The organism is Geobacillus sp. ZGt-1 (assembly GCF_001026865.1).
Taxonomy (GTDB): domain Bacteria; phylum Bacillota; class Bacilli; order Bacillales; family Anoxybacillaceae; genus Geobacillus; species Geobacillus thermoleovorans.
In genome coordinates this window covers 222,348-237,126 of the sequence record NZ_LDPD01000013.1, presented here as the reverse complement: position 1 = coordinate 237,126, position 14,779 = coordinate 222,348, and the positions used below count along the sequence as shown (strand labels likewise).

Genomic DNA, 14,779 nt, shown 5'->3' with positions numbered 1-14,779 from the left:
CGATGGTACGGAGCAATTTGAATCTCTTGGCGGTCGACGACGAAAAACGCCGGCTCCTTGACCGTAAACCGCTCGAACCGCTCGCCGTCCGTATAGCCGGTCACATACATGCCATGCTCTAAATCGGCCTCTTCCACTTCCACTACGCGGATATTCGGATAATCGTCCTTATGGTTGAGGACGATTTTTTCCACTTGGCCGCTCTCATCAAGCAAAAGACCGACGACTTGCCCACGCTTCAATTCAATCGTCTCCGGGTCTTCACCGGCCATGCGGACGAAGCCGCCAAGCGGGAGCAGGCGGATCGTGTACACCGTTTCGTTTTTCTTGAACGAAAACACTTTCGGTCCGAAGCCGATGGCAAATTCGCGGCACAAAATGCCGGCCCGTTTTGCTAGCAGCAAGTGGCCGAGCTCGTGAAAAAAGACGAGGGCACCAAAGACGACGATAAATGAAATGATCGATTCCAACGTTTCAACCACCTTTATGATAGTAGTGAGCGGACGTAGGCGCGCGCGTCCGCATCGATTTCACGAATGTCCTCAAGCTGCGGATCGCTCACTGGCCGATGGCGCTCGAGCGCGCGTTCAATCCACTCCTCGATGGCCAAAAATGGAATGCGCCCGGCTAAAAACGCCGCCACCGCCTCCTCATTGGCCGCATTCAACACCGTCGGCAGCGAGCCGCCGCGCTTGCCAGCCTCATAGGCGAGACGCAAACAGCGATAGCGGTCGAAATCAACCGGGGCGAAATGGAGCGCCCCAAGCGAGATTAAATCAAGCGGCTTGGCGGATGGGAGCGGCAACCGCTTTGGATACGCAAGCGCGTATTGGATCGGAACGCGCATATCCGGCGTTCCAAGCTGCGCCAATACACTTGTGTCACGGAACTGAACGAGCGAATGGATGATGCTTTCTCGATGCAAAACAACCTCAATTCGCTCATACGGCAGCCCGAACAGCCAATGAGCCTCAATGACCTCAAATCCTTTATTCATCATGGTCGCCGAATCAATCGTAATTTTTGCCCCCATCGACCAGTTCGGATGGCGGAGCGCCTCCTCAACCGTCACATGAGCGAGCTCTCGGCGCGTCTTGTCGCGGAAGCTGCCGCCGGATGCGGTCAGAATGAGTTTGTCAACTTGTTCCATCCTTTCCCCTTGCAGACATTGAAAAATGGCGGAATGTTCACTGTCAACTGGCAACAGCGGCACGCCGCGCCGCTTGGCTGCAGCCATGACGAGATGTCCGGCGACAACGAGCGTCTCTTTGTTGGCGAGGGCGATCGCTTTTCCCGCTTCAATCGCCTTCAGCGTCGGCACAAGGCCGACGCTGCCGACGACAGCGGTGACGACAACATCGGCTTGTGGGCAAACGGCTGCTTCAATCAATCCTTCCTCTCCGTACACGATCGTCGTCCGCCCGCGGTACTCGTGATAAAGAACTTCATACGCATCACGGTCAGCGACGGCGACAAGACTTGGGGAAAATTCAGCGATCAGCCGCCTCGCCGCCTCGATATTTTTCCCGACCGATGCGGCGGCCAAGCGGAATTCGTCCGGATGGGCGCGGATGACATCGAGCGTCTGTGTGCCGATCGATCCGCTCGCCCCTAATATACTAATATATTTCAATCGTTTCACTCCTCACCCGCTTATCGTGCGATTTCAAGCAATATGTACAATATCGGCAGCACGAACAGCAAGCTGTCAAACCGATCTAAAATGCCGCCATGTCCCGGCAAAATCGCCCCGGAATCTTTGACGCCGTAATGGCGCTTAAATGCCGATTCGATCAAATCGCCGAGCTGACCGAACGCCGACAGCAGCAACGCGACGCCAAGCGCGGCCGCCAAACTGCCAAACGGCGCCGCCGCCCACTCGTAAATCGCGGCGACAACAGCCGCTGAAGCGATGCCGCCGATGGCGCCTTCCACCGTTTTTTTTGGGCTGATCTCCGGCCATAGCTTGCGCCGGCCAAACGCGCGGCCAAAGAAATACGCCCCAATGTCAGTCGCCCAAATGACAAACAAGGCATAAACGAAGTACACGAACCCAACCAAACGAACAGCGCCGAAACAGAAAAACCCTACGCCGACATAGACGACCGCCAAAACGACAAACGCCGCCTCATCGAACGAGAGCGCATTTTTCGTCACGACTGTGCCGACAAGCAGCAAAAAAGCCAAAGCGGCGAGCACGCCAAATTTGGCGGTCCCAGACGCCAACCACTCGCCGCCGTAACGGGCGGGAACGAGCAACAGCCAAAGGGCGATCAATCCAGCCGCCCCGACAAACGACAACGGGTGCATCCCTTTCATCCGCAACAATTCAAACAGCCCAATCGTGGCCAATATATATGTTACTATTATAAACGGAAATCCGCCAAAAATAACAATCGGCAAAAAGAGCGCCGCCGCTATGACTCCGGTGATGATTCGCTGCTTCATCGCGCTGACACTCCTCCAAATCGGCGGTCGCGCCGCTGGTAAGCGGCAATCGCCTCTAAGAAATGTTGCTCCGTAAAATCCGGCCATAAGACATCCGTAAACCAAAGTTCCGTATACGCCAACTGCCAAAGCATGAAATTGCTCAAGCGAATCTCCCCGCTCGTACGGATGAGCAAGTCAGGGTCAGCGAGCCCGCTCGTCATCAAGTACGAGGAAATGAGCGGCTCGGTGATGTCTTCCGGCGCGAGCATCCCGCGTTCAACGTCTTTGGCGATCTGCTTTACGGCGGCAGTGATTTCCGCCCGGCTTCCATAATTAAGGGCAAAGTTTAACACAAGGCCGGTGTTGCCGCTTGTTTCCTTCACGGCTTTCTCGACCGCCCGGCGCGTATGATCAGGCAGCGCCTCCGCATGACCGATCACTTGGACTTTGACATTTTCGGCGACGAGCTCGGGAAGAAACGTCGTCAAAAACTGTTCCGGCAGCTTCATCAAATAATCGACTTCACTTTTCGGACGTTTCCAGTTTTCTGTCGAAAACGCGTAAAGCGACAAAATCTGAATCCCCAGCTCATTCGCAAAACGAGTGATTTTGCGCACAACTTGCATGCCTTCGTAATGGCCGGCCGCCCTTGGCAGCGCCCGCTTTTTCGCCCATCTCCCGTTTCCGTCCATAATGATGGCGACGTGGTTCGGCATCGGATGCCTGAGCACCTCTTCTTTCGTCACCGGGACGTCTTTCTCTTTTGTTTTTCGCATTTTATTGAACATACGAGTCCTCCGGGATCGTGTTTTGCCTTTCCATTATAGCAAAAAAACCCTCCATCAACATAGAGGGTTTGCATGGTTTTGCCTATACTTCCATCACTTCTTTTTCTTTTTCTTTTGTGATGGCGTCAATTTTGGCGATGTGGTCATCGGTCAGCTTTTGCACTTCGTCCGTGTAGCTGCGGAGCTCATCTTCCGTAATTTCGCCGTTTTTCTCGAGTTTTTTCAATTCATCGTTCGCATCGCGGCGGATGTTGCGCACCGCGACTTTCGCGTCTTCTGAATACTTTTTGACAAGCTTCGCGAGCTCGCGGCGCCGTTCCTCGGTGAGCGGCGGAATGACAAGACGAATGACTGATCCATCATTCGATGGCGTCAGCCCTAAATCCGATGCTAAAATCGCTTTTTCCATTTCTTTAATGGCCGATTTGTCGTACGGCTGAATGACAAGCAGCCGCGCTTCCGGCACGCTGATGGAGGCCAGTTGGTTGATTGGCGTCGGCACGCCGTAATAGTCAACGGTTACTTTCTCAAGCAGCCCTGCGTTCGCCCGCCCGGCGCGAATGCTTGCCAGCTCGCGGGTGAACGCTTGCACCGCTTTATCCATCTTTTCTTTCGCCTGTTGGATCACTTGCTTTGCCATCGTTATTTCCCCCTTACGATCGTTCCGATGTTTTCACCTAACACAGCGCGTTTAATATTGCCTTCTTCCATAATCGAGAAGACGATGAGCGGAATGTTGTTGTCCATGCAAAGCGAGGAAGCAGTCGAATCCATGACGCCGAGCCCTTGCTTGATGACGTCCAAGTACGACAGCTCATCGTATTTGACCGCATTGGCGTCGACGTTCGGGTCGGCGCTGTAGACGCCATCGACGTTGTTTTTCGCCATTAAAATGACGTCCGCCTCGATTTCCGCCGCCCTGAGCGCCGCGGTCGTATCGGTCGAAAAGTACGGGTTGCCTGTGCCGGCGGCGAAAATGACAACTCGTTTTTTCTCAAGATGGCGAATCGCCCGGCGGCGAATGTACGGTTCGGCCACTTGCCGCATTTCAATCGATGTTTGCACCCGCGTTTCCACGCCGAGCTGCTCAAGGCTGTCCTGCAAAGCGAGGGCGTTCATCACCGTCGCCAACATGCCCATGTAATCAGCCGTCGCCCGGTCCATGCCCATTTCGCTTCCCGTTTTTCCACGCCAAATGTTGCCGCCGCCGACGACGATGGCGACCTCGACGCCCAGTTCAACAACTTCTTTCACTTGTTTGGCGATCGACTGAATGACCGCCGGTTGAATGCCAAACCCTTGCTTTCCAGCGAGCGCTTCCCCGCTCAACTTTAACACGACGCGTTTGTATTTTGGCTGTTCCATGTCCAACCTCCATGATGCGAATCACTTTGAAAAACAGGGAACACGCGCGTGTTCCCTGTTGCGGTCCGTCATTGTTTTCTGACTTGGCTCATGACTTCTTCTGCAAAATTGTCTTGGCGTTTTTCGAGCCCTTCGCCGACTTCGTAACGGATGAACTGCTTGACTGTTGCTCCGTTCGATTCGACGTATTGGCGCACCGTCACATCCGGGTTTTTCACGAACGCTTGCTCGAGCAGGCAGACGTCTTCGTAAAACTTGTTCAGCCGGCCTTCGACCATTTTTTCAACGATTTTCTCCGGCTTGCCTTCGTTTAAGGCTTGCTGCTTCAACACTTCACGCTCATGCGCAATCTCTTCCTGCGGCACGTCGTCGCGCGAGACGTATTTCGGATGAAGTGCGGCAATGTGCATGGCGACATCTTTGGCGACGTCTTCGCTCGCATTGCCGGCTAATAACGTTAATACGCCGATGCGCCCGCCCATGTGCAAGTACGCACCGAACGTTTCGCCGTCCGCTTTATTGACGACGGCAAAGCGGCGAAGCGTAATTTTTTCACCAATTTTGGCGATCGCTTCGTTGATGTAGTCTTGGACGGTCGAGCCGTTGTCCATCGTTTGACCGAGCGCTTCATCAAGCGAAGCCGGCTTTTGTTTCAGCAAGTGGGCGGCCAGCTCTTTGACAAGCGTTTGGAATGCTTCGTTTTTCGCAACGAAGTCCGTCTCCGAGTTCACTTCCAAAATGACGGCGGTATTGCCTTCCACCGCAATGTACGCCATCCCTTCGGCCGCGATGCGGTCCGCTTTTTTCGCCGCTTTGGCAATTCCTTTTTCGCGCAGCCAGTCGATCGCTTTCTCCATGTCACCATTTGTTTCGGTGAGCGCCTTTTTGCAGTCCATCATGCCTGCGCCTGTTTTTTCGCGCAGTTCTTTCACCATTTGTGCTGTAATCGCCATAAAAAAATCCTCCTTCTCATTGTCCCGTATATGTATCGGTGCCGGCAGCGGCTTCCCGTTTTGCCCTTATTCGTTAGTATAGCCAAAAGTTGCTCATTTCTGTCTCAAAAAAAGGTGATAAAAGGCTTTCCCCTCTTATCACCTTTCTTGTGCATCGTTACTCTGCTGCGACGGCCGCTTCTTCGCCTTGTTTCGCCTCAAGCACGGCGTCGGCGATTTTCGAAGTCAACAGCTTAACAGCGCGGATGGCGTCGTCGTTGGCCGGAATGACATAGTCAATTTCATCCGGATCGCAGTTCGTGTCGACGATGCCGATGATCGGGATGTTCAGCTTGCGCGCTTCCGCCACCGCGATCCGCTCTTTGCGCGGGTCAATGACAAACAACGCATCTGGCAGCTCTTTCATGTCTTTGATGCCGCCCAAAAACTTCTCAAGACGCTCTTTTTCTTTTTTCAAGCGAATGACTTCTTTTTTCGGCAGAACGTCAAATATTCCATCTTCTTCCATTTTTTCAATTTCACGCAGCCGTTTGATCCGCTTTTGGATCGTAGCGAAGTTCGTCAGCGTGCCGCCGAGCCAGCGTTGGTTGACATAAAACATGCCGCAGCGTTCCGCTTCTTCCTTCACCGACTCTTGCGCTTGTTTTTTCGTGCCGACGAACAAAATTTTGCCGCCATTCGCCGCCAATTCGCGGACGAAGTTGTATGCTTCCTCGACTTTTTTCACCGTTTTTTGCAAGTCGATGATATAGATGCCGTTGCGCTCCGTGAAAATGTATTTTTTCATCTTCGGATTCCAACGGCGCGTCTGATGTCCAAAGTGGACGCCAGCTTCAAGCAGTTGTTTCATCGAAATAACTGACATGTATGCTCCTCCTGTTTCCTTAGTGGTTTTTGGTCCTCCGCCTGCCTCATCTTTCAGCAAGACTGGCGTTGCCAGCACCGTTGCTGAAATCACCAGGCGTGTGTATTCACACCATGAAAAAATATATCACAACTGCAAGCGGCAAATCAAGCTGTTATTCGCCTATTGATTCGTTTTTTGCGCAAATTTGAGCCATAGCTCGACTTCTGTTTTCCCTTTGCCGAGCTGTTTGGCAATTTCCTCGACCGTCGCCCCTTCCGCATATAGGCGGCGAGCAAGCTCACTCGCGTCCGCTGGTCGGGTGAGTGAAAGTTCGAGCACATCCTTGACCGTTCCGATGTCTGGGAAATAGCCCGGAGCGGCGCTTGGGCGGCTTGTTTCTGTGCGTTTTTCGGTTTCTCCCCGCTCCGCCGGCTCGTTTTCCTCCTTTTTTGCTTCCGCTGTTCGCTTTTCGAACCCCGCTCCGATTTCACCGCCTCCTGCCCCCAGCATGGACGCCGTCTCTTTCCCGTTCGCGCCCCGTTGCACACTGGGCGCATCGTTCGTTTCCGGTGCAGAAACGAATGGAGCCGCGCCGCTGCCAAGCAACGAGTCAAGTTCAGCCAAAAATCGCTCGTTTTCTTCCTTCCAAGCAGCGAGATAAGCGGTCATGGCTTCCTCGAGCTCCTCGGCCCGCCTCTCCGCCTCGCCAAGCCGCGACAGGCGAAGGAAAAGCACAATGATCAACCAAAACGACAAGGCGTGCAGCAGCAAACTGATCGTTAGCCAAAATGCCATCATGATGTTCACTATCCTTGAATGTCGATCGTTTTTCCTTTATAAGGGTGTCCTCCAAAACGGGACGCCTCCTGCTCAAGACGGGCGCTCGTTCGTTTATCCGTCACCCGATGGCGCGCACGCTCCGCCCGCTTTTGGCCGGCAGTTGCCATTTGCGCCTGCACTGCATAGGAGTGTTGTTGCGTCGAGGCTTGAAGCCTTTCCGCGTCGGGCGCTTTCGGCATGACGCTTTGCAACGCTGGAAGCTGGATGTCCATCGCGTTTTCTCTCCCCTCATGGCTCTTTTTCAAAAAAGCGGCGCAGTTTCCAAAGCGCTTTCGCATGAATTTGCGAAATTCTTGATGTCGACAAATGCAAAAGGCTCCCGATTTCTGTAAACGTCAGCTCCTCTTTATAAAACAAACTGATGACGAGCTGCTCTTTTTCATTCAGCTGTCCGATGGCTTCAGCCAGCTTTTCGATCATTTCCTGCTTAACGATTTGCTCCTCGGGAAGCGGAGCGCGGTCGTCGCGAACCGCCAACAGTCCTTCATCTTCGTCGACGGTCGTCTGCCCGAGCGGCAGCCAATGGGAAAAAAACGTTTCACTCGCCGCCGCCTGCACTTCCTCTTCCGTCATCCCGAGCTCAGCGGCGATCTCTTTCGCCGTCACCGATCGCATGTGCCGCTGTTCAAGCCGCTCGATCGCTTCCTCAATTTTTTTTGCCTTATCGCGCATGCTGCGCGGCAGCCAGTCTTCTTTGCGCAAACCGTCTAAGATGGCGCCGCGGATGCGGAACGAGGCGTACGTGTCGAACTTCAAATCACGCGATGGATCAAATTTCTCCAACGCATCGTATAAGCCGACGAGTCCAAGGCTGACGAGCTCATCCTTCGGCACGGAGCTCGGCAGCGTCGCCGAAAGCCGCTGCACGTGGTAGAAAACAAGCGGCATATAGCGCTGCACCAGCTCCTCGGCCGCGCGACGGTCGCGGCCATGGATCCATTCATCCCAATATTTCCGTTCTTCTCCTTTTAGCGCGCTTCCCATTATTCTCCCCCTTGCCTTGCGGAAACGGCGCATCCCGGTCATATTTCCTTGATTTCTTGAGCGGCGGTGCGGATGGAGAGCACGCCCGTCTGCGGATTAAATTCGATCGTGCGGCCGCTATGGCCCCCGACATCTTCGGCGACGACCGGAATGTGAAGCCGCTCGAGCTGCTTTTTCACTTCCTCCACATTGCGCGCGCCAATGCGCATCATATCGCCGCCAACTGTCGAAAACGAAAACATTTGCGCCCCGCCGGCCAGCTTCGCTTTCAGCATCCCTTTCCGCCCGCCAGCGGCAATGACAAGCTGAACGAGCGCCTCGACCGCCGTATCAGCGTATTTAGCCGCATTGATGACTCCGCCGCGCGCCATCGAGGAATGCGGAAGCATGACATGCGCCATGCCGGCAACCGCCTTGCCTGCATCGTAAATGACGACGCCGACGCACGACCCAAGCCCGCATGTGCGGATGACATTCGGCGCTATGACGACCTCCATTTCCGCAATGCCGATTTTGACAGCCTGCGCTGTGCTCATAGACCATCCACACCTAGTGCTCGAAAGATAGTGGAAAACGACTCGGGGTCAGGCAGAAGAAAGAAATGGCCGTTGATGCTTTCGTCCGGGCGCCGTTCATCGTAAATGGCTGTGTCAATCAAAATGGCGTAATCGCCAACGCGCGACAGCTCAAGCAACCCAAACGACAGCACAGCTCCGATCATGTCAATGGCCAATGCCGGCACAGACGGGTGCAAGTTGAGCCGCGTAAAGTCAGCCAATGCCGACAAATACGAACCGGCTAAAATATTGCCGAGCTCCTGAAGCGCCGAGCAGCCAAGCTCATGGGCTTCTCCTTGAAACGAAAATGAGTCATCGCCAATCATCCGGCGGACAAACCGCTCAGCCTGTTCCGGCGGCAGCACGAAAAACATGTTTCCCGGCGCTTCTCCTTCGATGCGCAAATAGACGCACGCCACTACTTGTTCCGGTCCACCGATTGATTCCATCATTTCGGCAAACGTCGCAATTTGAACGCGCGGCACCGCCATTTCAATTTTCTTGTTCAGCAACGTCGACAAAGCCGTCGCCGCGTTGCCGGCGCCAATGTTGCCGATTTCGCGCAAAATGTCAATATGCATCCCCGTCAAGTTGCGAATATCGTCCAATGTCAACGCTCCTCTCTACAGGTTATCGGTCGAGCACTTTCGCCAAATCGAGCAAAATGAGGAGCCGATTCTCCACTTTCGCCACGCCGTCGATGTAACTTGCCTCAACGGAGCCAATGGCCTCTGGCGGCGGTTCGATGCTTTCCGTCGGCAGATCAAGGACATCATTCGCAGCATCGACGATAAGCCCGACTTCCATATCTTCAAGAGCGGCGATAATGATCCGCGTCTGCTCCCCATATGGTTCGGGGGCAAATCCAAACCGCTCGCGCAAATCGATGATCGGCGTCACAACACCGCGCAAGTTGATGACCCCTTTTACATAATGGGCTGTCCCCGGCACGCGCGTGATCGGCTGCATTTTCTCGATGGAACGGACATGCTGCACCGGCAGAGCATATTCTTCATCTTTCAGGCGAAACGCAATCACTTTCCAGTCTGCTTGCACACTGGCCGTCATCCAATCCTCCCCTTTTTTTCGACATGCCACTGAAAACGGCAGATCAACACTATAGTCTCCCTCGCACCGACACGGCCGTCCCCTACTTCACGAGCGCGTTGCAGTCGATAATCAGCGCCACTCGGCCGTCTCCTAAAATCGTCGCCCCCGAGATGGCAAAAACGGAAGATAAATAGTTTCCAAGCGATTTCAACACGACTTCTTGCTGCCCGATAAACGAGTCGACCGCCAGCGCCGCCAGTTTTTCCCCTTTCCGGACGATCACGACCGCCACCGCATCTCCGTCATCGGCTGCTCCAGGAACAGCGAAGACGTCTTTCAGGCGGACGAGCGGCACGATTTTGCCGCGAAAATCGATGACCGGCTGGTTGTGGGCGGAAAAAATCTCTTCCTTTTTCACCAGCGCCGTCTCAATGATCGATGACAGCGGAATCGCGTACGTTTCCTCGGCGATTTGAACGAGCAACACAGAAATGATCGACAATGTGAGCGGCAGCTGAATCGAAAAGAGCGACCCTTTTCCAGGCTGCGAATCGACCGAAACGGTGCCGCCGAGCGACTCAATCGTGCTTTTGACGACATCCAAACCGACGCCGCGGCCGGAAATGTCAGAAACTTGCTCAGCGGTCGAAAAGCCGGGAGCGAAAATAAGCTCGTAAATTTGCTGATCGTTCAAATGCTCCGCCGCCTGCGGCGAGACAATGCCGCGGCTTTTCGCCTTTTGCAGCACCTTCTCCCGGGAAATGCCGGCGCCGTCATCCTCGATTTCAATAAAGACATGGTTGCCGCTATGGTACGCTCGCAATTGAACGGTCCCTTCTTCCGGCTTTCCGCGCGCCACCCGGACGTCCGGCGCTTCGATGCCGTGGTCGAGCGCATTGCGGATCAAATGGACAAGCGGGTCGCCGATTTCATCGATCACCGTCCGGTCAAGCTCGGTATCCGCGCCGATGATGTCAAGGCGCACCTTTTTGCCGAGCTCGCGGGCGAGCTGGCGCACCATGCGCGGGAAGCGGTTGAACACCGTTTCGACCGGCACCATGCGCATATTTAAAATGATCGTCTGCAAATCGCTCGAGATGCGAGACATCCGCTCGACCGTTTCCGTCAATTCGGCATGGTTCAGTTCGCGGGAAATTTGCTCAAGCCGACCGCGGTCGACAACCAATTCTTCAAATAAGTTCATCAACCGATCGAGCCGTTCAATGTTGACGCGGATCGTTTTCGTCGCCTGTTTCGCTGTTTGTTTTTCCGGCGCCTCCGCTTCGGCCTGAACGGCCGCCGCCTGCTCCATAGCGGCCGGTTGTTGGGGCGCAGCCGCTTTCTCGCTTTCTGCCGACGGTTCATTGCTCGATAGCATAGACACCTTGACGTCATCAATTTCCGAAATGCCCATCAGCCGCTTTTGCAACTCATCGGCTGGCGCTTTGGATACAACCGTAACGAGAAACTCCCGGTCAAACTGTTCTTCCTCCAGCATCTCGACCGGCGGCGTTGCTTTCACAATTTCTCCGACTTCATTCAGCTGTTCAAACACCATATAGACGCGCGCTGCTTTCAACAAGCAATCATCGCGAAGCCGAACGCGGATTTCGTAGACGGAAAATCCCTGCTCCTTCGCCTGCTCGAGCACATGGTATTCAAATTCCCCATACGCATGTTCAAGGGGCGGTTCTTCTCTTGCTGCCTGCTTGTTCGGCATCTCTCCTTGCTCGATTCGTTTCAGCTGTTCGACTGTTCTCCTTACATCGCGCGTTCCGTCGCCGCCTGCAGCGATGGAACTGATCATCGCCTCCAAATGGTCGACGGCCTCAAAAATGACGTCAAGCAATTCCGGGGTAACGGAAAGCCGCCGATTGCGGATGCCATCGAGCACGTTTTCCATTTGGTGCGTCAAATTGGCTAAATCTTCAAACCCCATCGTGGCGGACATGCCTTTCAACGTATGGGCCGAACGGAAAATATCATTCACCACAGACATGTCCTCCGGAGTTTTTTCAAGTTCCAACAGCCGCTCGTTGATCGCCTGCAAATGCTCTTTGCTTTCATCAATAAATAAATCCAAATATTGGCTCATGTCCATGCCGTTTCCCCCTCACTCCCCGATCAATTGGACGATGGCAGCGGCGATGCTGTCAAGCGGAACGATGACATCAACGACGCCAGCCTCGATCGCCGCTCTTGGCATCCCAAAGACAACGGCTGTCTCGCGCGCTTCCGCGATCGCTTTTGTGTTCCCGCTTTCCTTCAGCTTTTTCAACCCCGCTGTTCCGTCGCTTCCCATCCCGGTCATGATCACCGCGATTTTCCGACAGAGGCGAATGGCAGCGAGCGACTCGAACAACACGTCAACAGCCGGACGATGGCCGGCGCGCGGCGGCGATTCGTCGAAACGGGCTTTAAGCGCGCCGCCTTCTTCGCGAACGATGAGATGGACGCCGCCTGGCGCGATATAGGCGGTGCCATTTTGCAGCACTTCCCCGTCTTCCGCCTCCTTGACCGTGATCGCGGCAAGCGCATCAAGCCGGTTGGCGAGCGATGTCGTAAATCCTTTGGGCATATGCTGGACAGCGACGACCGGAGCGGCTAGATCGGGCGGAAGCTGCGTCAGCACCGTCTCGAGCGCGCGCGGGCCGCCGGTGGAAGTGCCGATCGCAACGATGGCCTGTTGCGGCCGCGCCGCCGCTTTGAACGATGGGCGCCAAGACGGATGTTGGCGGCGCGGGGCAGTCAAGGCAGCCACGTTCGCTTCGCTCGCGTGCAGCACTTTGCCAATCAGCTCGTCTTTCACTTTGTACAAATCGAGCGAAATCGGTCCGGACGGCTTAGCGACAAAGTCGACCGCCCCGTACTGCATGGCGGCGATCGTGTTTTCCGCCCCTTCGGTCGTCGTGCTTGACACCATGACGACCGGCACGGGATGGTCCCGCATGATGCGCTGCAACGTTTCGAGTCCGTTCATGACCGGCATTTCCACATCAAGCGTCACGACATCCGGCCTTAGGGCGGCGATTTTCTCGAGCGCCTCCCGGCCGTTGCGAGCTGTTCCGATGACTTCGAGGCGCGGATGTTCGGACAAAAAATCACTGATCCATTTGCGCATAAACGCCGAGTCATCGACGACAAGCACCTTGATCGTCTTCATGTTCCGTCTCTACCTTTCTAGCAAAAGTTGACGCAGCTTCGCAAAAAAGCGGGGAGCCCGCTCCGGCTCTTTTTCTCCTCCCGCCGCATAGCGGCATGCCATTTGACGCACTGCCCGGCTCGCCTTCGCCGCTGGATCAAAGAGAACAAACGGCGTTTGCCGGACGACACAGCGCGCGACCATCCGGTCTTCAGGAACGACGCCAAGCAAGGCGATGTCTTTATGGAAAAACCGACTGGCGGCATGCTGCAGGCGCGAAAAGACGCCATATCCTTCCCGCTCGCTGCCGGCGCGGTTGACGATGACGGAAAACGGAGCCTCGCTGCCGGCGGTGTGCATATATTTCATCATGGCGTACGCATCCGTCATCGCGGTCGGCTCCGGCGTCGTGACAATAAACACATCGTCGACGGACTTTAAAAAATACAATCGTTCTTCTGAGGCACCCGCCCCCATATCGAAAATGAGATAATCATATCGCGACGCCACCGTCTGCAGCTCGGCCAACAAATAGTCGATAGCGGATCGATCGACACTCAACCATTGCGCGGCGCCCGTCCCCCCAGCAATATACGATAGATGCTCCGGTCCGCTTTTTACCAGCTCGGAAAGCGGCAACCGCGCGGAAAACCAATCCGAAAGCGTCAATGGCGACGACTGGCCGAGCAAAATGTCGATGTTGCCCATGCCGATGTCCATATCAAGCAGCAAGACGCGAAACCCGAGCTTCGAGAGCGACAGCGAAAAATTGAGCGAAAGGTTTGACTTGCCGACTCCGCCTTTCCCGCTCGTCACCGCGATGGTCCGCGGCCCCGCCGCCGGCTGGCGCCGGCGGCCCAGCTCATAGCGCAGCCGTTCTGCTTGATCGCTCACCATCGCTCCGCCCCAAACAGCAGATGAACGAGCCGGTCTGCGGACGCTTCCACCATGTCGTCCGGCACATTTTGCCCGTTCGTGAAATAGGCGGCGGCAAGCCGGCTGTCAAGCAACACATTGACGATCGTTCCAAACGAGTCCGTCTCATCGAGCTTCGTCACGATCAGCCGATCGATCGGCAGGCGGGAAAAGTGGTTGTAAATCATTTTCATATCGTCATACTTTCCCGTGGCGGCGAATACAAGAAACGTTTCCGTTTCGCTGTCAAACTCGAGCGTTTGCTGCAGTTCATCCACGTATTGCGGATTGCGGAAGTTGCGGCCAGCCGTATCGACGAACACGAGATCGCAACCGGCCAATTTCCGCTTCGCCGTCCGAAAATCGTCGGCATTGTAGCATACTTCCAACGGAGCGTGCAAAATGTCGGCATACGTCTTCAGTTGGTCGATGGCGGCGATCCGGTACGTGTCGGCCGTGATGAACCCGACTTTTTTCCCTTGCTCGAGGACGGCGCGCCCTGCCATTTTGGCGAGCGTCGTCGTTTTTCCAACCCCGGTCGGACCAAGCAAAATCATATACTTTTTTTGCTCCGCCGTTTTGACAAACGGAAGCGTCGACAATAGATCGCGCACCGCTTCTTTCGTCCAGGCGGAGACCGCAGCGGGCGACCGGCTGTCTTTGTCGGCATACCACCGTTCAAGCAGGCGATCCATCACTTGGCGGACGTACACATCCGCCATCCCTTGCCGAACGAGGCGCCGTTCCGCTTCCGCAAGCGGCGGAGGATACAAAAGCGAAGACGAGCGGGCGTTGAACTGACGGATGAGCGCCTTGACTTCCTCGATCTCACGGGCAAGCGAGCCGTCTTCCTCCCGCTCGGCCGCCGGCAAAGGGGCAAAGGACGCAGCACTCGGCTGACGCGTCAA

18 protein-coding genes are annotated in these 14,779 nt (G+C 55.2%); all 18 read right to left on the bottom strand.

The features are described from left to right. On the bottom strand, nt 1-482 hold a 482-nt coding region (locus tag VU18_RS19385), incomplete at its 3' end, for a site-2 protease family protein (RefSeq protein ID WP_236687295.1). Between the two features lie 2 nt (nt 483-484). Then, on the bottom strand, nt 485-1,633 hold the full coding sequence (gene dxr, locus VU18_RS05430; RefSeq protein ID WP_021322281.1) for a 1-deoxy-D-xylulose-5-phosphate reductoisomerase: 1,149 nt from the start codon (nt 1,631-1,633) through the stop codon (nt 485-487). Between the two features lie 20 nt (nt 1,634-1,653). After that, nucleotides 1,654-2,448 carry a phosphatidate cytidylyltransferase gene (locus VU18_RS05425; RefSeq protein WP_014195473.1) on the bottom strand — a complete coding sequence of 265 codons (795 nt, stop codon included), beginning with the start codon at nt 2,446-2,448 and terminating at the stop codon, nt 1,654-1,656. Beyond that, nucleotides 2,445-3,218 carry an isoprenyl transferase gene (locus VU18_RS05420; RefSeq protein WP_014195472.1) on the bottom strand — a complete coding sequence of 258 codons (774 nt, stop codon included), beginning with the start codon at nt 3,216-3,218 and terminating at the stop codon, nt 2,445-2,447. The genes VU18_RS05425 and VU18_RS05420 overlap by 4 nt, the downstream gene beginning before the upstream one ends. 82 nt (nt 3,219-3,300) lie before the next feature. Further along, nucleotides 3,301-3,858, bottom strand: a complete 558-nt coding sequence (frr, locus tag VU18_RS05415; RefSeq protein ID WP_011230752.1) for a ribosome recycling factor — start codon at nt 3,856-3,858, stop codon at nt 3,301-3,303. A 2-nt stretch (nt 3,859-3,860) separates the two neighbouring features. Next, the gene (gene pyrH / locus VU18_RS05410) at nt 3,861-4,583 is read right to left on the bottom strand and encodes a UMP kinase (RefSeq protein ID WP_011230751.1); all 723 of its coding nucleotides are present in this window, start codon (nt 4,581-4,583) and stop codon (nt 3,861-3,863) included. A 68-nt stretch (nt 4,584-4,651) separates the two neighbouring features. Continuing rightward, complete coding sequence (tsf, locus tag VU18_RS05405; protein WP_011230750.1) at nt 4,652-5,536, bottom strand: translation elongation factor Ts; 885 nt, start codon at nt 5,534-5,536, stop codon at nt 4,652-4,654. Between the two features lie 157 nt (nt 5,537-5,693). Next, nucleotides 5,694-6,401 carry a 30S ribosomal protein S2 gene (gene rpsB / locus VU18_RS05400; RefSeq protein WP_013145737.1) on the bottom strand — a complete coding sequence of 236 codons (708 nt, stop codon included), beginning with the start codon at nt 6,399-6,401 and terminating at the stop codon, nt 5,694-5,696. Between the two features lie 162 nt (nt 6,402-6,563). Then, nucleotides 6,564-7,181, bottom strand: coding sequence for a hypothetical protein (locus tag VU18_RS05395; protein WP_047757771.1), 618 nt, complete (start codon nt 7,179-7,181; stop codon nt 6,564-6,566). An 8-nt stretch (nt 7,182-7,189) separates the two neighbouring features. After that, a complete protein-coding gene (locus VU18_RS05390) occupies nt 7,190-7,435 on the bottom strand; it encodes a hypothetical protein (protein WP_047757747.1) in 246 nt (81 codons plus the stop codon). 16 nt (nt 7,436-7,451) lie between these two features. Next, complete coding sequence (locus tag VU18_RS05385) at nt 7,452-8,207, bottom strand: FliA/WhiG family RNA polymerase sigma factor (protein ID WP_047757746.1); 756 nt, start codon at nt 8,205-8,207, stop codon at nt 7,452-7,454. Between the two features lie 38 nt (nt 8,208-8,245). Beyond that, nucleotides 8,246-8,743, bottom strand: a complete 498-nt coding sequence (locus tag VU18_RS05380) for a chemotaxis protein CheD (RefSeq protein ID WP_011230745.1) — start codon at nt 8,741-8,743, stop codon at nt 8,246-8,248. After that, nucleotides 8,740-9,372 carry a chemotaxis protein CheC gene (locus tag VU18_RS05375; RefSeq protein WP_011230744.1) on the bottom strand — a complete coding sequence of 211 codons (633 nt, stop codon included), beginning with the start codon at nt 9,370-9,372 and terminating at the stop codon, nt 8,740-8,742. The genes VU18_RS05380 and VU18_RS05375 overlap by 4 nt, the downstream gene beginning before the upstream one ends. Before the next feature lie 22 nt (nt 9,373-9,394). Beyond that, nucleotides 9,395-9,832: a chemotaxis protein CheW gene (locus VU18_RS05370; RefSeq protein ID WP_015374420.1), complete on the bottom strand. Its 438-nt coding sequence runs from the start codon at nt 9,830-9,832 to the stop codon at nt 9,395-9,397. Between the two features lie 82 nt (nt 9,833-9,914). Beyond that, nucleotides 9,915-11,915 (bottom strand): chemotaxis protein CheA, encoded by a 2,001-nt coding sequence (locus tag VU18_RS05365; RefSeq protein WP_021322275.1) that lies wholly within the window; start codon nt 11,913-11,915, stop codon nt 9,915-9,917. 12 nt (nt 11,916-11,927) lie between these two features. After that, complete coding sequence (locus tag VU18_RS05360; protein WP_021322274.1) at nt 11,928-12,977, bottom strand: chemotaxis response regulator protein-glutamate methylesterase; 1,050 nt, start codon at nt 12,975-12,977, stop codon at nt 11,928-11,930. A gap of 9 nt (nt 12,978-12,986) precedes the next feature. Next, nucleotides 12,987-13,853, bottom strand: coding sequence for a MinD/ParA family protein (locus tag VU18_RS05355; protein WP_021322273.1), 867 nt, complete (start codon nt 13,851-13,853; stop codon nt 12,987-12,989). Further along, nucleotides 13,847-14,779, bottom strand: a 933-nt coding sequence (flhF, locus tag VU18_RS05350; protein ID WP_047757806.1) for a flagellar biosynthesis protein FlhF, incomplete at its 5' end; no start/stop codon positions are given. The genes flhF and VU18_RS05355, both read right to left, overlap by 7 nt.